18 protein-coding genes are annotated in these 17,451 nt (G+C 29.2%); 7 read left to right on the top strand and 11 right to left on the bottom strand.

Annotated elements, in window-relative coordinates; translation table 11 throughout:
- Positions 1-180: 180 nt before the first annotated feature.
- From LEBU_RS05775 to LEBU_RS05730, 10 genes are all read right to left on the bottom strand, one after another.
- Positions 181-969, bottom strand: coding sequence for a MetQ/NlpA family ABC transporter substrate-binding protein (locus LEBU_RS05775; RefSeq protein WP_015769404.1), 789 nt, complete (start codon positions 967-969; stop codon positions 181-183).
- Between the two features lie 56 nt (positions 970-1,025).
- Positions 1,026-1,709: a methionine ABC transporter permease gene (locus LEBU_RS05770; RefSeq protein WP_015769403.1), complete on the bottom strand. Its 684-nt coding sequence runs from the start codon at positions 1,707-1,709 to the stop codon at positions 1,026-1,028.
- Positions 1,709-2,782, bottom strand: coding sequence for a methionine ABC transporter ATP-binding protein (locus LEBU_RS05765; protein ID WP_015769402.1), 1,074 nt, complete (start codon positions 2,780-2,782; stop codon positions 1,709-1,711). The genes LEBU_RS05770 and LEBU_RS05765 overlap by 1 nt, the downstream gene beginning before the upstream one ends.
- A gap of 398 nt (positions 2,783-3,180) precedes the next feature.
- Positions 3,181-3,912, bottom strand: a complete 732-nt coding sequence (locus tag LEBU_RS05760; protein ID WP_203415722.1) for an amino acid ABC transporter ATP-binding protein — start codon at positions 3,910-3,912, stop codon at positions 3,181-3,183.
- Positions 3,913-3,981: 69 nt separating this feature from the next.
- On the bottom strand, positions 3,982-4,638 hold the full coding sequence (locus LEBU_RS05755; RefSeq protein WP_015769400.1) for an amino acid ABC transporter permease: 657 nt from the start codon (positions 4,636-4,638) through the stop codon (positions 3,982-3,984).
- Complete coding sequence (locus tag LEBU_RS05750; protein ID WP_015769399.1) at positions 4,638-5,426, bottom strand: amino acid ABC transporter substrate-binding protein; 789 nt, start codon at positions 5,424-5,426, stop codon at positions 4,638-4,640. Before LEBU_RS05750 ends, LEBU_RS05755 begins: the two co-directional genes overlap by 1 nt.
- Positions 5,427-5,723: 297 nt before the next feature.
- The gene (locus LEBU_RS05745) at positions 5,724-6,710 is read right to left on the bottom strand and encodes a DUF3829 domain-containing protein (RefSeq protein ID WP_015769398.1); all 987 of its coding nucleotides are present in this window, start codon (positions 6,708-6,710) and stop codon (positions 5,724-5,726) included.
- Between the two features lie 54 nt (positions 6,711-6,764).
- Positions 6,765-7,709, bottom strand: a complete 945-nt coding sequence (locus LEBU_RS05740) for an AEC family transporter (RefSeq protein WP_015769397.1) — start codon at positions 7,707-7,709, stop codon at positions 6,765-6,767.
- Between the two features lie 65 nt (positions 7,710-7,774).
- Positions 7,775-8,869, bottom strand: a complete 1,095-nt coding sequence (gene mnmA / locus LEBU_RS05735) for a tRNA 2-thiouridine(34) synthase MnmA (protein WP_015769396.1) — start codon at positions 8,867-8,869, stop codon at positions 7,775-7,777.
- Between the two features lie 185 nt (positions 8,870-9,054).
- Positions 9,055-9,681 carry a M15 family metallopeptidase gene (locus tag LEBU_RS05730; protein ID WP_015769395.1) on the bottom strand — a complete coding sequence of 209 codons (627 nt, stop codon included), beginning with the start codon at positions 9,679-9,681 and terminating at the stop codon, positions 9,055-9,057.
- Positions 9,682-9,940: 259 nt separating this feature from the next.
- Here LEBU_RS05730 and LEBU_RS05725 point away from each other — a divergent pair, with 259 nt between their 5' ends.
- The 7 genes from LEBU_RS05725 to LEBU_RS12440 all read left to right on the top strand — a co-directional run bounded on the left by LEBU_RS05725 (position 9,941) and on the right by LEBU_RS12440 (position 16,630).
- Positions 9,941-11,575, top strand: a complete 1,635-nt coding sequence (locus LEBU_RS05725) for a malolactic enzyme (RefSeq protein ID WP_015769394.1) — start codon at positions 9,941-9,943, stop codon at positions 11,573-11,575.
- Positions 11,576-11,751: 176 nt separating this feature from the next.
- Positions 11,752-12,216 (top strand): RpiB/LacA/LacB family sugar-phosphate isomerase, encoded by a 465-nt coding sequence (locus tag LEBU_RS05720; protein ID WP_015769393.1) that lies wholly within the window; start codon positions 11,752-11,754, stop codon positions 12,214-12,216.
- Between the two features lie 126 nt (positions 12,217-12,342).
- Entirely contained in the window at positions 12,343-12,744 is a 402-nt protein-coding gene (gene mscL, locus LEBU_RS05715; RefSeq protein WP_015769392.1) for a large-conductance mechanosensitive channel protein MscL, read from the top strand.
- A 755-nt stretch (positions 12,745-13,499) separates the two neighbouring features.
- Entirely contained in the window at positions 13,500-14,393 is an 894-nt protein-coding gene (gene yhdJ, locus LEBU_RS05710) for an adenine-specific DNA-methyltransferase (protein ID WP_015769391.1), read from the top strand.
- 20 nt (positions 14,394-14,413) lie between these two features.
- Positions 14,414-15,499 (top strand): hypothetical protein, encoded by a 1,086-nt coding sequence (locus tag LEBU_RS05705; protein ID WP_015769390.1) that lies wholly within the window; start codon positions 14,414-14,416, stop codon positions 15,497-15,499.
- A 229-nt stretch (positions 15,500-15,728) separates the two neighbouring features.
- Entirely contained in the window at positions 15,729-16,532 is an 804-nt protein-coding gene (locus LEBU_RS05700) for a tyrosine-type recombinase/integrase (protein ID WP_041760568.1), read from the top strand.
- A complete protein-coding gene (locus LEBU_RS12440; protein ID WP_083767541.1) occupies positions 16,454-16,630 on the top strand; it encodes a tyrosine-type recombinase/integrase in 177 nt (58 codons plus the stop codon). Before LEBU_RS05700 ends, LEBU_RS12440 begins: the two co-directional genes overlap by 79 nt.
- 66 nt (positions 16,631-16,696) lie before the next feature.
- On the opposite strand, the gene LEBU_RS05695 is transcribed toward LEBU_RS12440, so the two are convergent.
- Positions 16,697-17,437, bottom strand: coding sequence for an epoxyqueuosine reductase QueH (locus tag LEBU_RS05695; protein ID WP_015769389.1), 741 nt, complete (start codon positions 17,435-17,437; stop codon positions 16,697-16,699).
- Positions 17,438-17,451 lie beyond the last annotated feature (14 nt).

The raw sequence follows: 17,451 nt of genomic DNA, 5'->3' as shown, positions 1-17,451 counted from the left end.
ATAATTAAATTTTTGATTATGCTATTATCACATTTCTCTTATTATACATTTTTCTCAAATTTATTTCAAGAAGTTTAATCAAAAAATCTAAAAATTTATGAAAAAAAATAAATTATAATAAATTTTATTAAAAAATAGCCTTAAAACTTAAAATAAAATTTCAAAGCTATTTTTTTATGATTAGAATGCAGGAATTACTCTACCTTGATATTTTTCTTCAATATATTTTTTAACTTTTTCACTTTGTAACGCTTTTACTAACTTTTTAACTCTTTCGTCATTTTGATTTTCTTTTAAAACTGTAACAATATTTACATATGGCGAATCCTTACCTTCAATCAAGATAATTTCATTTTTTGTTATTCCTGCATCAATTGCAAAGTTTGAATTTATAATCGCACCTGCAACTTCACCTAATCTTGGTGCAATTTGTTCATTTGACATTGTTATGATTTTTAAGTTTTTAGGATTTTGAGCAATATCTGCTGTTGTTGCTGCCAGATTTTTATTATCCTTTAACTTTATAATCCCAGCTTTGTCAAGTAAGATTAATGCACGTCCTCCATTTGTTGGATCATTAGGAATAATTAAAGTATCTCCACTTTTCAAGTCGTTAATATTTTTTATCTTTTTAGAATACAAAGCCATTGGCTCCAAATGAATATTTCCAACTCCTACCATTTCTATATTGTTTTTCTTACCAAAATCTTCCATATATGGAGCATGCTGGAAAAAGTTTGCATTTATACTTTTATCAGCAAGTGCCTTATTTGGTAAAATATAGTCAGTATACTGAACTACTTTTAACTCAATTCCTTCCTTTTTCAAATCATCTTTAACAAGATTCAATAAATCAGCGTGCGGAACAGGTGATGCTCCAACAATTAACTCCTTCCCCTTATTTCCACAAGATACAATAAATAATGCCACCACTAATACTAATGACAATAATGTCAGTACTCTTTTCATAGTTCCCTCCTAAATTTAATTTTTATTTATAATTTATTTTATAAACTAATTTACGTTTACGTTCTTTTTCTCTTATTAAGCAAGGCTTTTACAATTTTATCTCCAACAAATTGAATAATTTGAACTAAAATAATTGTAACAATTGTTGCCTGCCACATCAGCTCCATATTATTTCTTTGAAAACCATCCATTACAGCGGCATTTCCAAGTCCGCCACCGCCAATTGTTCCAGCCATCGCAGAATATCCAATCAAACTAATTAAAGTCAATGTCATTCCATGTACAAGAGCAGGCATTGCTTCTGGAATCATAACTTTAAAAATAATTTCAGAAGTTTTTGCTCCCATTGATTTTGAAGCTTCAATAAGCCCTTCATCAACTTCTTTTAAAGCTCCTTCAATAACTCTTGCTACAAACGGTGCAGATCCTAATGAAAGCGGTACAATAAACGAAGTGCTTCCAAATGAATATTTAAACAATAATTTTGAAAGGGGTATTAATAAAACTATCAAAATTATAAATGGAATGGATCTTGTAACATTTACAATAACTATATCTAATATTTTATGTAAAGTTTTGTTAGGTTTCACTCCTTTTGTGTCGGATATGGTAAGTAAGATACCTATTGGAAGTCCGATAATTAAAGCTATAATTGTAGAAATAAAAACCATATATATGGTTTCCCATAAAGGTTGAACTATAGTTTGAAATTGTAAAAATTTTACCCAGTCAAATTTCATTATAACACCTCCAAATCTATTTTATTTTCACTTAGCCATTCAATAATTTCCTTAGATTTTTCTTCATTTACTGAAATTTCAATTAGCAAGTTTCCTACAATAATATCTCCCACTTTGTCAACAAATCCACCTAAAATATTTACTTCAACGTCATATTTACGAATTATCTGAGTAATATAAGCTTCATTTACCTGTCCTTCATTATACTTCAATCTTAATCTTAATTTGCCGTTATTTTCTTCACGATGTTTTACTTCCTCTTCTGTTCTAAATTCTTCGTGTGAAATATTTGCCACAAATTCTTTTGCCAAATCTGTTTTAGGATTTAAGAATATTTCTTTTGTCTCTCCTTTTTCTATAATTTCCCCATCTGACATAATCGCTGCTTTATTGCAAATTTTCTTTATAACTTCCATCTGATGGGTAATTAATATAATCGTTATTCCAAATTTTTTATTTATATCCTTTAATAATTCCAAAATAGAATTGGTAGTTCTTGGATCAAGTGCGGATGTTGCTTCATCTGATAATAATAATTCTGGATTATTTGCCAAGGCACGTGCTATTGCTACACGTTGTTTCTGCCCTCCTGATAACTGTTCAGGATAATTATTTTTTTTATCCAAAAGACCTACAATTTCTAGCAATTCATCAACTCTTCTACTAATATCTCTTTTTTTCCATCCTGAAATTTCCAGCGGAAAAGCCACATTATCGGCAACATTTCTAGAATTTAGCAAATTAAAATGCTGAAAGATCATTCCTGTCTTTTTACGAAATTCCCGTAATTTTCTTATATCAAACTCCAGAATGTTCTGATCTTCATATCCAAGTTTTCTTTCTCCTTTTTTATCAATAATCTCGTGTTTTACAAAAATTTCTCCAGAAGTAGGTTCTTCCAATCTGTTAAGAAGCCTAATAAGTGTAGATTTCCCAGCTCCACTAAGCCCCATAATTCCATAAATATCCCCTTTTTCAACATCAAGGTTCACATTATTTACAGCCATTAGTTCCTGACCATTATTAACCTTATATTTTTTTATCAAATTCCTTATTTTTATAAAGCTGTCCATATTTCACCTCTTTTTTCATTAATTTTTCCGATATTATACCGTATATTTTATAAAGATTATATTATTTATTACTTTAAAAGTCAACTTTTTATTGATAATTTTAATTTCCTAATATTTTATTCAAATTATCTCAAAATTTCAGCAAAATTTTAGAGGTAAATTTAGTTTAACATAATTTTTCCATATTATACCACTTTTTTATTGCATATACAAGTATTATTTATAGTTTTTATAAAATATTTGAAACAAACAAAAATATTTTTTCTTACAAATTTTATTTTTGTGCTTTACATTTAGTTTTAAAATAATTATACTATAAATTTAAATTAATATTCCTAGATAATTTAATAAGGGGAATTTTTAGTTCCCCCTTAAATAAATTAATTTTATTCTATTTTCTAGTTCGTTGTATTTAAAAATTCTCTTACTCTTTCAGAAAATGGATTTTCAAAGATTTGCTGTGAAGTTCCTATTTCCAGTATTTCACCTTTTTCCATAACAACTATTCTATCCGAAATTTCACGGACAAAATTCATTTCATGGCTTACAATCAGCATTGTAATTTTTTGTTTTTTAAGTTTTCTTATTATATCCAAAACTTCCTTTACTAGTTCAGGATCAAGTGCTGATGTTGGTTCATCAAAAAGCATAATATCTGGCTGTAATGCTAATGCCCTTGCTATTGCCACACGCTGCTTCTGTCCACCTGAAAGTTCATTTGGAAAACTGTTGATTTTATCAGAAAGTCCAACTAAATCCAGCATTTTTTTTGCAGTATTTTCAGCTTCCGTTGTCGCCATTTTTTTTACAAGTTTTAAAGTTCTGACTATATTATTTCTGACTGACATATGAGGAAATAAATTAAATGTCTGAAAAACCATTCCTGTCTTTAACAGCATTTCCTTTTTTATTTTTTTATCAACATTTTTATCCGTCAAATTATTGCCCTCAATTAACACTTCTCCTGACGTTATACTTTCCAAGTCAACGATACAGCGTAAAATTGTCGATTTCCCACTTCCAGAAGGCCCTATTATAGAAACTACCTCACCTCTGTCAACATGCAAGTTAATATTTTTTAAAACTACATTGTCGCCATATTGTTTTTTTAAATTTTTTAATTCAATTATTTTTTCACTTTCCACAATTTATCTCCCAGTTTTTTATATTTTAATAAAACTATTTACAAATCAGAAATTTTAAATCCTAATTTTATTTCTTTTTTCAATACTCTTAAATAGCCTGTCAACAGCAAAACTTAATACTAGATAAATAATAATTGCACAAATATATGGAGTAACATTGTAATAAATATTTGCCAGTTCCTTTGTACGTTTCATTACTTCTGTAACAGCAAGAACATATACGAGGGAAGTATCCTTTATAAGAGTAATTGCCTCATTTCCCAATGTTGGCAGTACTCTTCTTATTGCCTGCGGTAAAATAACGTATATTATTTTTTGCCAATAACTGTAACCTAGTACTTTTGCCACTTCATGCTGTCCTTTGTCAATGCTTTCAATTCCACTTCTCATAATTTCCACAAGATATGCGGCATAATTTATGATAAATGTAATTGTGGCTGCCGTGTACGGTGCAAGAACTATTTTATAGCCACCAAAATTCATTAACGGTATTCCATAATAAACAACCATTAATTGCAGCATTAAGGGAGTTCCACGAAAAACCCATGTATAAACTGAAATAATGAATTTTATTATCTTATTTTTACCTGTATATGCCAACGCTCCTAAAATTCCTAACGGGATGGAAAATAAAATCGTGAATACATATAATACCGCTATATTTGGTAAAGTTTTTACCAGTTCTATAAATATTGGTACCCACTTACCCATTAATCTTTAAACCATTTCGAATAAATTTTTTGATATGTCCCGTCTGCCTTCAATTCCTCAATAGCTTTATTTATAGCTTCAACTAATTTTATATTCCCTTTTTTTGCTGCAATCCCATATTCTTCTTCACCATAATTGTCATTCAAGATTTTATACAGTTCTTTTTTAGCCTGAGTTTCTTTTGTTTTTTTAGTATATTTTGCCAATACTTCATCAGCTATAATTGCATCAACTCTCCCTGCGTCAAGATCCATAAATGCCTGATCATATTGAGCATATGTTTTAAATTCCTTGAATTTCTTGTCATCTCCTGATTTTTTCACAGCTTCTTCTCCACTGCTTTCAGTTTGACTTCCAATATTTTTTCCTGCCAAATCAGCTTTTGCATTAATACTTGAACCTGCCTTAACTACTATAAGCTGGTGACTTGTAAAGTAAGGTTTTGTCATTTCAGTTTCTTTTTTTCTTTCCTCAGTTATAGTAAGCCCATTCCAAATCAAATCAATATTCCCACCATTCAAATCGAGTATCTTAGAATCCCAATTTATTGGCTTAAATTCAACTTCAGCACCTAATTTTTGAGCAACCGCCCTAGCCAAATCAATATCAAACCCTACAATCTCACCTTTTTCATTCTTAAACCCCATCGGAACAAACGAATCATCCAGCCCAACTACAATTTTTTTAGGAATTCCATCAGCATTTTTCTCTTCCTTTTTTTCCTCCTTTTGAACACTGCACATAAAAACACTTAATGCTAAAATCATTAATAATAACATTTTTTTCATTGTTTTTTCCTCCAAATTTTTAAATTTTTATTTATTTTTTATAATAAATATTATCATTTTTTGTATTTAATTTCAAGTTATCTATAAATTTCTCAAAATTAATATTGTATAACCTTTGAATTTAATTTTAAATTATTTTAAAAGTATGTGAAATATTTAATTTTACTATAACATTTTTATATATCTTTTGTCAATAACTTAAATATATAAGTTTTATATGATTTGATATATTTTATTAATAATAAAAAATATATAAAAATATGAGATAAGCATTTTTTCTTATCTCATTTATAATTATTACTTCTGTAAAATTAGAAAATTATATACACTTTCCAAATCAGTTTGTGCATTTAAAATATTGCTTGCACTCATAACCACTACTTGAATATTTTGAGTTTTTATTCCTGATACCATTTTTTCCATATTTTCAGATAAAATTTTTGAACTTGACTTTATTTTATTAAAGTCAGCTTCAGTTATATTTTCTTTTTTAGCATTTTCTAATGTCATTTCGGATATAGCTCTGTATTCTTTCTTTACTTTAGCACTTGCCTTTTCTAATTTTGTCAACTCATATTCATCAAAATTCAAATTATTTTTCCCAAAAGCTGTTTCTCCAAATTCATTAACCGAAGTTATAAATTTTAAAATATTTAATTTTGTGATTTTTTTATCTTTTTTCAATTTTTCTTCCATTTTTTTGTTAATAGCTTGAGCCAGTTCACGCAGTGAATTGGAAAAAATTTTATTATTTTCCTGTCTATTCTGCAACACAACTTTATATTTATCATTCAATTCCTGAACTCTTTCCAGCCTGTCTTTCTTATAGTCACCTTTTTCAAAATAATCATCAATTTCTGTCAGCACTTTCTGTTCTTCCACCAAAGAATTTATTAAATTTTCAGCATTTTTATCAATCGCTTCTATCTTTGGTGATTCCTGCATTATATCTGAAATTTCTCTTATATACTCTCCAATCAAATTAATTGAATGATCGAGAGTTTCAATGGACATGGCTTTATTTGAAACATTTTTTATTTCGCCATTTGTATCCAAAAATTCCTCTTTTTTTATTTCTTTAAAAAATGAATTCCATTCTTCAGAATTCGGTTCATTACTTATCTTTAAATATTCATTATATTTTTTAATTTCTTCAGTTGAAATTTCTTTTTTCATATTCAAAGTTTTTGCTTTTCCATTATTTTTATTATTTTCCTTTTTCCCGCAAGCTGCAACGACTAATACAGCCATTAAGCCAATTAAAATATATTTCTTCAATTTCATAATTTTATCTCCAAATCATTTAAATTATTATACAATCTATGATAAACAAAAAATTTACATTAATCCTGTAATTTTCAATATATACAGCCATCCCGTCAATGTAAAAATACTAACAATTGTCGTAACCATAACAGTTCCAGAAGTTAATGCCCCATTATGTCCCATTCCTTTTGCCATTGTAAACGAAGTCGGAGTTGTCGGACTTCCAAGCATTCCCAGCACTGCAACCAGCTTTTCATCTCTAAATCCAAGTTTTATAGCTATTGGTAAAAATATCGCTGTAAGAATTATCAGCTTGAATGAAGACGACACTAACACAGGTCTTATTTTTGAAAAAACTTCCTTTACATCAAAGCTCGCCCCAAGTGCTAACAATCCAAGAGGAGTTGCCGCTGCAGAAAATGTTGAAATTGATTTTTTCATAATTACTGGCTGTGGAATTTTTAGCAATGCCCAAATCATTCCAGCCAAAATTCCCAATATCAAAGGATTTTTTATAACTCCTTTTAACGTATTTTTCAAAACTACTCTGTTAAGTCTTCCTTGTTTTGGACGAAGCAGCATTAAAATTACAACTGAAGCAAGATTGTACAAAGGAACTGCTCCAATTACCATAAGTGCTACAATTTTAGCTTCTCCATACACATTCTGAACAAACGCATAGGCAAGCAAAGCTGCACTGCTTCTAAATCCCGCCTGAATAAATTCCCCACGAATTGATTTGTCCCTTAAGAAAGCTGAGGTAACACACATTATCATTATTGAAAAAAATGTTGCAAAAAAGCAGAACAGCAGGTATTTTAAATCCCAAATTGCCGAAAAATCAGACAATGACAATTCCTTAAACAAAAGCACAGGCAAAAGTGCCAAAAACACAAACCTGTTCATCTTATCTGCAAATTCCAAGTCTATAACTCCAATTTTTCTAAAGACGTAGCCAAGTAACATAAGCAAAAATACAGGCATTGTAGCATTCAAGCAAAATATTAATTCTTTCATTTTCCTCCTTCATAAATTTTATTTTTCATAAATTTAATTTCCACATATCACATAAAACAAAAAATCTATTTTACAATCTTATCAATAATTCCTCCACCAAGACAAACCTCACCATCATAAGCAACCACAATCTGCCCCAATGTTACAGCCTTTTGCGGCTCATTAAAAATCACTTCATATTCATTTTCATTCAGTTTACTAATTACAGCTTTCGTGTCTTTTTGCCTATATCTAAATTTTACAGTACATTCCAGCGGAAACTGCACTTCATTTATAAAGTTAAAGTCTGTTGCGATTAAACCTTTTGAATAAAGCACTGAATTATCGCCTTGCGTTACAATCAGTTCATTTTTTTCCAAATCCTTATCCACAACAAACCAAGGCTCTCCAGTCCCTTCCTTCGTATTTCCGATTCCGATTCCTTTTCTCTGTCCAATTGTGTAATACATAAGTCCATTATGATGTCCTAGCACTTTTCCCTGTGTATTTACAATATTTCCACCTTTTGCAGGCAAGTATTGTGATAAAAATTTATTAAAGTCACGTTCTCCAATAAAGCAGATTCCTGTACTGTCTTTTTTCTTCGCCGTTGCCAAATTATATTTTTCAGCTATTTCACGAATTTTCGGCTTTGTGTATTCCCCCAATGGAAACAGTACTTTTTCCAGTTGCTCCTGATTTAATTGACAAAGAAAATATGTCTGATCTTTGTTATCATCAATTCCTCTTAACATAGTCGATTTCATTTCTCCATCTTTTTCTTCGTGAATAATTCTCGCATAATGCCCTGTCGCCACATAATCAGCTCCAATTTTCATCGCATAATCCAGAAATGCACGAAATTTAATCTCTTTGTTACACATCACATCAGGATTGGGAGTTCTTCCCTTTTTATATTCATCTAGAAAATATGTAAAAACCTTATCCCAATACTCCTTTACAAAGTTAACTGAATAATAAGGTATCCCCAATTGCTCTGCCACAGCAATCACATCCTTATAATCTTCTTCCGCCATACAAACCCCATTTTCATCCTTTTCTTCCCAGTTTTTCATAAAAACACCAATTACATCATACCCCTGTTCTTTAAGCAAAATCGCCGCAACAGAAGAATCTACTCCGCCCGACATTCCCAACACAACTTTCTTTCTTCTTTCCATAATATTTCCTTTCTTTCTCTCTATTTCCCAAAATTCAAACTTCTTTCAAACTTCTATTTTTATAAAAATAAGTATACCACAATATTTTATAACAAACAAGGAAAATAATCTCAAATTTATGAAGTAAACAAAAAAAGGTATTCTACTTATTCTGAGAAAACCTTTTTCAATTTTATATTGTATTTTTAATAATTTATAAATTCAAATTCAACTCTAGTTGGGAAATCAAAATGCATATAATCAGGTCTAGTATAATTTGCTCCCCAAACCCATCCTCTACTTGTAAATGCTCTTACTACATCACCTTCAGGAGTTATAGAGTAAGGATTTTGATATGGTTCCCATTTTTTCCCCACCAAAACTACTCCATCAGGACTCAATTGAGGATTTTCATCAGGATTTATATCTATTGCACGCCCAAGGCTATGAAGGCTTTCGATTCCATTCGGACGCCAATTATATCCTCCTACTGATTTAATAGGGAACTTTTCTGGTCCATTATATATTTCTGTGAATATTTCTTTAACCTCATCTGCCAATAGATTCAATACTTGTATTCTTGCTTTACTGGAAACCTTTTTCCCATTTTTTAAATTCCATACAGGTACTTCAACCCAAACCATATACTTTACAGCAGTTGCATGAGAAGGATTATTATAAACATCTTCTAATTCTGTTTCAATTTTTTCAGTCTTATCATCCGCATACCATTGTCGAAAATTTTGTTCAGCATAAAGTTTATTTCCAGTTCCCATAATTCCTATAATGGAAAATATTCCTATAAATATACTTTTCTTTATATATTTTTTCAATTTTCGTCATCTCCTTTTTTTTAGATATGTTTTTTATATAAAATACATTATATATAATCTGTTTTAAATATACAAGGTTTTTTTTCTTTATAATTACTTATAATGTTATTAATAATAACATATCAATCAAAATTTGTCAATAAAAAATCAAACTGTATTCACTACAAACAAATTGATTTTCTCACATTTCAGTGCTATACTTATTTTATCAAGCTTATTGTAAAAATAAATTTAAAATATTATTTAGAGGTGATTATTTATGAAATTAGGCTATGAAATTTTGAACAATCCATTCCTTAACAAAGGTACAGCTTTTACAAAAAAGGAAAGAGAGGAATATGGACTATTAGGGCTTCTGCCTCCATATGTTCAGACTATAGATGAACAGGCAAAGCAGGTTTATGGGCAATTTCTAAAAAAAGACAAGTTAATTGAAAAAAGACATTTCTTAATGGAAATTTTTAATACAAATAGAACATTATTTTATTATTTATTTAGCAAACATGTAGTTGAATTTATGCCAATTGTTTACGATCCTGTAATTGCAGAAAGCATAGAAAATTACAGTGAATTATTTGTAAATCCTCAAAATGCGGCTTATTTGTCAGTAAAAGAACCAGAAAACATAGAAACTATTTTAAAAAATGCTGCTGACAATAGAAAAATCCGTTTGATTGTCGTTACTGATGCAGAAGGAATCCTTGGAATTGGTGACTGGGGAACTAACGGAGTTGACATTTCAGTTGGAAAACTGATGGTTTACACTGCTGCTGCTGGAATTGATCCCGCTACTGTCTTGCCAGTTGTAATTGATGCTGGAACAAATAGAAAAGAACTACTAGAAAACGACTTGTATCTAGGAAATAGATTTGAGAGAGTTCGAGGAGATAAATATTATAATTTTATAGAAAAATTTGTAAAAACAGCTGAAAAACTTTTCCCAAATTTATATCTTCACTGGGAAGACTTTGGAAGATTGAATGCGGCAAATATTTTAAATAAATATGAAAATGAAATCGCAACTTTTAACGACGATATACAAGGAACTGGAATTATCACTTTAGCTGGAATCTTAGGAGCATTAAAAATTTCAGGCGAAAAGCTTACTGACCAGATTTATATGTGTTTTGGAGCAGGAACTGCGGGAGCTGGAATTGCCAGAAGAATTTTCAATGAAATGGTAGAGCAGGGACTTTCTGAAGAAGAAGCAAAAAAACGATTTTATCTAGTTGACAGACAAGGCTTATTATTTGAAGACACAGAAGGACTAACTCCAGAACAAATTCCTTTTGCAAGAAAACGTAGCGAATTTACAAATGCAAATGAATTAACTACTTTGGAAGCCACTGTAAAATCCGTGAAACCAACTATACTTGTTGGAACTTCCACAGTGCCAAAGGCTTTTACAAAAGAAATAGTTCAGGAAATGGCAAAACACACTGCAAGACCAATAATTTTCCCACTTAGCAACCCAACAAAACTAGCAGAAGCCAATGCAAAAGATCTTATTGAATGGACAGACGGAAAAGCTCTCGTTGCAACAGGTATCCCATCAGATCCAATAGAACTCAATGGAATCACATACGAAATTGGGCAAGCAAACAATGCTTTAATCTATCCTGGGTTGGGACTTGGAATTATCGCAACAAAATCAAGGCTCGTAAACGACAAAATAATCTCAGCGGCCGCACATTCACTAGGTGGAATAATCGACACAACAAGTCCTGGAGCTGCCGTACTTCCTCCAGTATCAAAACTGACAGAATTTTCTGAAACTGTGGCACTGGCAGTTGGACAAAGCGTACTAGATCAAAAATTAAATACAGAACCCATAAGCGATTTAAAAGAAGCAATAAAAAATACAAAATGGATTCCTGAATACAAGAATTTTTAATTGATTTACCCAATTTTTCAAGGTAAAATATATAATAGGCCATTCGATAACTATATGTATTTAGAATTTAATAAAATAAATATTCTGAAGCAAGGGGTCTTGACCCCTTGTGGAAATGAAAAAACTTAGGTTATCGAACACATCTAATAATAGAAAACAAACAAGGAGATGATTTTATGAAAATAGCAATGGCTGGAGATCATGCTGGATTTAATTTAAAAAAAGAAATTAAGGAATTACTGGAGTCACAAGGACACGAAGTTGTAGATTTTGGACCTTTTAGTGAAGAATCTTGTGATTTGCCTGATTTTATCTATCCTGCTTCGCTCGCAGTAAGTAAAGGTGAAGTTGACAGGGGAATTTTCATTGACGGAGTTGGCTATGGAAGCGCCTTAATTGCAAACAAAATCTATGGTGTATATGCCGCTATTTGTCAAGATCCATTCTGCGCTGGGCTAGCCCGTTCCCACTCAAACACAAACGTACTTTGCCTTGGCGGAAAAATCATCGGTTCTGCCATCGCACAGGAAATCGTAAAAATATGGATGACTACTGATTATTTGATAAATGAGAAAAAATATACAGATAGAGTGGATAAAGTTGTGTCGATTGCTGAAAAACACATTAGAAAAGATGTTTAATTTAAATTTTCTTAATACTATATTGGCAAGTCAAGTGCAACAAAAAGTAAAAATAATTATTGCATTTTAGAAAAAAATACATTATAATACGTAGTATATAATTTTAAAAGGAAAGGATGTATTTTAATGTTTAAAGAATTTAAGGAATTTATTTCAAAAGGAAATGTGATAGATTTAGCAGTCGGAGTTATTATAGGAGGAGCATTTGGAAAAATTGTAACGTCATTAGTTGACGATATGATTATGCCAATTATAGGGATTATATTAGGAAAAATTAATTTTACTGGTTTAAAACTTGTTATTACTCCTGCTCAAGGGAATAAACCTGAAGTAGCAGTGTTATATGGTAACTTTATTCAAAATACTGTAAACTTTTTAATAATGGCTTTTGTTATTTTTCTAATGGTCAAATTCATTAATAAATTAAGAAAATCTGACAAAGAGGCTGAAGAAGCTGTTAAAGAAGAAGTTCCAACTAAAGAAGAGGCGCTGCTAGCAGAAATTAGAGATATTTTAAAAACTAAATAGTTATTATTAGGAGAAGTATTATACAGCAAATAAAATTAATTTTTTTGGTATATGAGGAAATCAAAATTATCCATAAATTACATAAAAACAAAAGCGAACTACAATTCGCTTCCTAGATTTTTTATGACTGGATTATTTTTATTTTCTCTTCCGATATATCGTAAGTTTATTATAGCATAAAATTCTTATTAAATCAAATATTTCCTGATTTTTTTACCTGTTAGAAAATAAAATTCTGATTTTAATATATCACATTTTTGAAAAAATAAAAATAATTTGTTATAATATCATTAATGAGATATAGCTATATAAAAACACAAGTAAAAATTTTAATGCTTCTTCACAATACAAAAGATATTTATTTTTTATGTAATTATTATAAAATTTCCATACTGTATGAAAATATCACTTGTAAAGGAATATTTTATATTGATGAAAAAAGTACTAACTTCATTTTTTTTAAAAAAGGATTAACCTCTCAAGAAGAAATCGATATTTTAATCCATGAATTTGGACATTATATATTACATAAAAAATATTTGTTACATCGGAGAAGCTGATAAATATAATGATTTAATGGAAAAAGAAGCTAAATTATTTGTAAAATATTTTAAAAATTATAAATTAAAGTAACAAAATTTGATTTTCTCAAGTGTGGAAAAATCATAACATAATAATGAGATGTTAAAAATAGGAATTTATAAATAAATTATGAAATAAATAATTTTATAAAATATTAAAATAAAAGGAGAAAAATGGAAATATTAAACATATTTAAAAATTTATCGTTTACAAAAATGTATAATGAAAATGCTATGGCTGTACTAGGAGACTGTTTAGATATTTTACGTTCTATTGAGGATAACTCTGTTAATCTTATTTTTGCTGATCCCCCATATGGTATTGGAAAAAATTTTGGTAACGATAGTGATTTTTTTAAAAATAAGGAAGAGTATTTTGACTGGGCAAAAAAATGGATAGATGAATGTATGAGAATCTTAAAAGAAGATGGAACAATGTATTTTATGACTTCGACTCAATTTATGCCTTTTCTTGATATGTATGTTGATGATAACTATTATGTAATTAACAGAATTATATGGACTTATGATTCCTCTGGTGTTCAAGCCAAAACTAAATTTGGCTCTTTATATGAACCTATTTTGATGGTTACCCATTCTAAAAAAAGCAAATATACATTTAATTATCAAGATATTTTAATTGAAACCAATACTGGAGCTAAAAGAAAATTAATTGATTACAGGAAAACTCCTCCACAACCTTACAATACTAAAAAAGTTCCTGGAAATGTTTGGGATTTTAGCAGGGTTAGATACCGAATGGAAGAGTATGAGAATCATCCCACACAAAAGCCAGAGGAATTACTTAAAAGGATTATTTTGGCTTCAAGCAACGAAAACGATATTGTTTTAGATCCTTTTAGTGGTTCTTTTACAACTTCTGCTGTTGCTCAAAAATTAAATAGAAAAACGATTGGAATTGAAACTAATTTGGAATATTTTAAAATAGGGTTGAGAAGACTAAACATTACTGATGAATACAACGGTGTCAAACTTGAAAAAGACAAAAGTAAAAAAACAAAAAATAAATCAAAAAAAGATCATATTTCTGAAAATCAAGCTATATAAATTGAGAAAAGGAGCATTCAATGAAAGATTTTATAAAAGACATATTATTTCAACATTTTCCTAATAATTATTTATACATTTATGAAAACAGTCCCTTAATCAAATATTTAGATTTAAAAATGGGGGCTGTGTATGGAAATTCTAAAACTAGGCGTAATTTAGGTAATATATATGCCATATATTCTATTTTATTTTATTATAATCAAAATTTTTTTAATAATCCTGAAGAATATAGAAACTTTGAAGGCTATGAATTTACTCTGTTATTTAATTTTTGCAGAAGTCTTTATGGTGGAAACAAATTGCAGAATCATGCACTTAATTCACGAGTTAATGGAGAATTTAAAAATAAAATTGTAAAAGAAAATGATAATGATTTAATTATAATAAATTCAGGAAATTATTTATTGCATATTGATTATTTATACGTAAATGATACAATTAATAATCTGTCTTATGACATAAGTAGAGTTGCTATTGAAATAATACAAAAATATATAGAACTGCTAAAAGAGAAAGATTCTCAATTAATAAAAAAATTAGAAGAACTGATGTCTATTGGTATTTATCCTTTTAAAAGAATAAAAATTTCAGAACTGCTCACTGAAAATGCGGAAGCTAGAATTTTTGAAATAATTTCATATGCTATTTTAAAAAATCATTATAAAAATACAAAAATATATATCGGATATTCTCCTGATCAATTAGAGGAACAATATTTAACATTATATAAAACGGGAAGAACTAATGCTAACGATGGTGGCATTGATTTTGTTATGAGACCTCTTGGAAGATTTTTTCAAGTTACAGAAGTGAACGATTATGGGAAATATTTATTGGATATTGATAAAGTTTTACATTTTCCAATTACTTTTGTGATAAAAACTGAAAAACCTAGGTTCGTAATTCAAAGTGAAATAAACAATTATATAAATTTTAGATCGAGTGGAATGAAAGTTATTCAAAAAAGATATATTCAAGCTATTGAAGAAATTATAACCATAAACGAATTAAAGGACTGGTTAAATAATTTGGATAATGAAGCAATAGATCAATTAATAAAAGACATTGATTTTTATTATAAATTAGAATTGAATATTTTATAAAACTATATTTTCGATTATAATAAATGTAGTTCTATATTTTCTCAAGTGTGGGAAAATCAATGCGAGGTGTTAAAAATGGGAGTTTATAAAGATACCGAACGAGGCACTTGGTTCCGTTCAGTTATGGTATAAAGATGTTTTTGGCAATAATATGAAAAAGAAAAAACGTGGATTCAAACGGTAATCAGATGCTAAAAAATGGTAAGTTGAATTTATTAACTCTCTTTCTTTGACTTCAGATATTACTTTTGGTAATTTATATAAGGAATTTATTACTGATTTTAAAGTTAGAGCTAGAACATCAACTGTAGAAACTAGAAAATTGATTGTATACAAACATATTTTACCGTTTTTTGAAAATTTTAAGATTAGAGATATTACACCTAAAATTATTCGAGAATGGCAAAATACGTTATTAAATCAGAACTATTCCTTGAGTTATTTAAGAACTATTTCTCAACTACTTTCTTCTATTTTTAATTATGCAGAAAGATTCTATAATTTGAAAAATAATCCCTACAAAATAAGTGGATCAATAGGAAGTACTGAAAGAAAAAAGGAATTTAATATATGGACAGAAGAAGATTTTTCTATTTTTATAAAAGAGATTAAAGAGCCTGTTTTTAGTATTGCATTCAAAATTTTATTTTTATGCGGATTGAGAGTTGGCGAACTATTGGCACTTACATTTGAAGATATTAATTTTAAAACCAATGAAATTGATATTAACAAAACAATTTCAAGGGACATTACTGGAACTACAATTGCTCCTCCCAAAACAAAAAATTCAATTCGTACCATTTATTGCCCTGAAGATCTTGTAAAAGAAATTGAAAATTATAAAAATTCTTTTTATGAATTTAATGAAAAAGAGAGATTATTTCCTTTTTCTTATGATGCTTTACGAAGAAGACTTGTTTCTGTTTCTAAAAAATGTGATTTAAAACAAAAAGAATTCACGACTTTAGACATTCGCATGCTTCTTATCTTTTATATAAAAAAGTCGATATTGCAGCCGTTTCAAAAAGGCTAGGACATAAAAATATAAAAGTAACTTTAGAAACTTATGCTCATCTAATACCTAAATCAAATGATTATTTACAGGAAGTATTAGATGATATTTGTTTTTAGTCTTAAATTTGCCCCCAAATTGCCCCCACAAAGCAAAAGGAGGGATTTTAAGAATCTCTCCAACTCCTATTTATACTCATTCAAGTCAATCCCCTGATCCATTGCAGCAAAAATACAGCCACAATAACATTGCCTATACACATCATATTCTGTACACATATCAACTGAACGTTTGTATCCATTATTTTTCTTAAAATCAGACGGAAGATATTTAACATCAAAAATTTCCTGAATTTCTAGGCCCAATGTATTTATTAATTGACTGTTTTTATGGGGACTTAGTGTCAAAGCGCTTCCAAAATAGTCAAATCCTAATTCCTGAGCCTTTTTTGCCACAATGTCAAGCCTCATCTGAAAACAGGCAGTACATCTTGCTCCACCCTCTTTTTCATTTTCCAGCCCTTTCACAGCCTTATAAAAGTCCATTGGCTTATATTCATCTTCAATAAATCCAACATCATTTCCAGTACGCTCATTAAATTTCTTAATAAATTCCTCCTGTACTAAAGCTCTTTTTTCATATTCTGCCTTTGGATGAATGTTATTATTTGCAAACAGAACCGTCACATCTGCATATTGCGTTAAAAATTCCAGCGTATAGGTACTACAAGGTGCACAGCAGCTATGAATCAATATTTTTGGACGAATATCCTTATTTTCCCAATCTGAAATTAGTTTAGTCAAAATTGTATGATAATTGATTTTCTGATTAGGATTCATTCTTTTCAAAATTTCCTTTGCATTCTTTATATCTTTTTCAATATGGCTTTCTTCAATCTCCTTATGTTCAAAATCAGTATTTTTCATCAAATTAAATCTCT

The organism is Leptotrichia buccalis C-1013-b (genome assembly GCF_000023905.1).
GTDB lineage: Bacteria > Fusobacteriota > Fusobacteriia > Fusobacteriales > Leptotrichiaceae > Leptotrichia > Leptotrichia buccalis.
Note: the sequence above shows the minus strand (reverse complement) of the source record. Positions and strands in the feature narration are given on the sequence as shown.

What these genes read in the sequence shown, in the direction of transcription:
- LEBU_RS05775 (WP_015769404.1), bottom strand. Translation starts at nt 969, where the DNA reads ATGAAAAGAGTACTGACATTATTGTCATTAGTATTAGTGGTGGCATTA.
- LEBU_RS05770 (WP_015769403.1), bottom strand. Translation starts at nt 1,709, where the DNA reads ATGAAATTTGACTGGGTAAAATTTTTACAATTTCAAACTATAGTTCAA.
- LEBU_RS05765 (WP_015769402.1), bottom strand. Translation starts at nt 2,782, where the DNA reads ATGGACAGCTTTATAAAAATAAGGAATTTGATAAAAAAATATAAGGTT.
- LEBU_RS05755 (WP_015769400.1), bottom strand. Translation starts at nt 4,638, where the DNA reads ATGGGTAAGTGGGTACCAATATTTATAGAACTGGTAAAAACTTTACCA.
- LEBU_RS05750 (WP_015769399.1), bottom strand. Translation starts at nt 5,426, where the DNA reads ATGAAAAAAATGTTATTATTAATGATTTTAGCATTAAGTGTTTTTATG.
- LEBU_RS05745 (WP_015769398.1), bottom strand. Translation starts at nt 6,710, where the DNA reads ATGAAATTGAAGAAATATATTTTAATTGGCTTAATGGCTGTATTAGTC.
- LEBU_RS05740 (WP_015769397.1), bottom strand. Translation starts at nt 7,709, where the DNA reads ATGAAAGAATTAATATTTTGCTTGAATGCTACAATGCCTGTATTTTTG.
- mnmA (WP_015769396.1), bottom strand. Translation starts at nt 8,869, where the DNA reads ATGGAAAGAAGAAAGAAAGTTGTGTTGGGAATGTCGGGCGGAGTAGAT.
- LEBU_RS05725 (WP_015769394.1), top strand. Translation starts at nt 9,941, where the DNA reads ATGAAATTAGGCTATGAAATTTTGAACAATCCATTCCTTAACAAAGGT.
- LEBU_RS05720 (WP_015769393.1), top strand. Translation starts at nt 11,752, where the DNA reads ATGAAAATAGCAATGGCTGGAGATCATGCTGGATTTAATTTAAAAAAA.
- mscL (WP_015769392.1), top strand. Translation starts at nt 12,343, where the DNA reads ATGTTTAAAGAATTTAAGGAATTTATTTCAAAAGGAAATGTGATAGAT.
- yhdJ (WP_015769391.1), top strand. Translation starts at nt 13,500, where the DNA reads ATGGAAATATTAAACATATTTAAAAATTTATCGTTTACAAAAATGTAT.
- LEBU_RS05705 (WP_015769390.1), top strand. Translation starts at nt 14,414, where the DNA reads ATGAAAGATTTTATAAAAGACATATTATTTCAACATTTTCCTAATAAT.
- LEBU_RS05695 (WP_015769389.1), bottom strand. Translation starts at nt 17,437, where the DNA reads ATGAAAAATACTGATTTTGAACATAAGGAGATTGAAGAAAGCCATATT.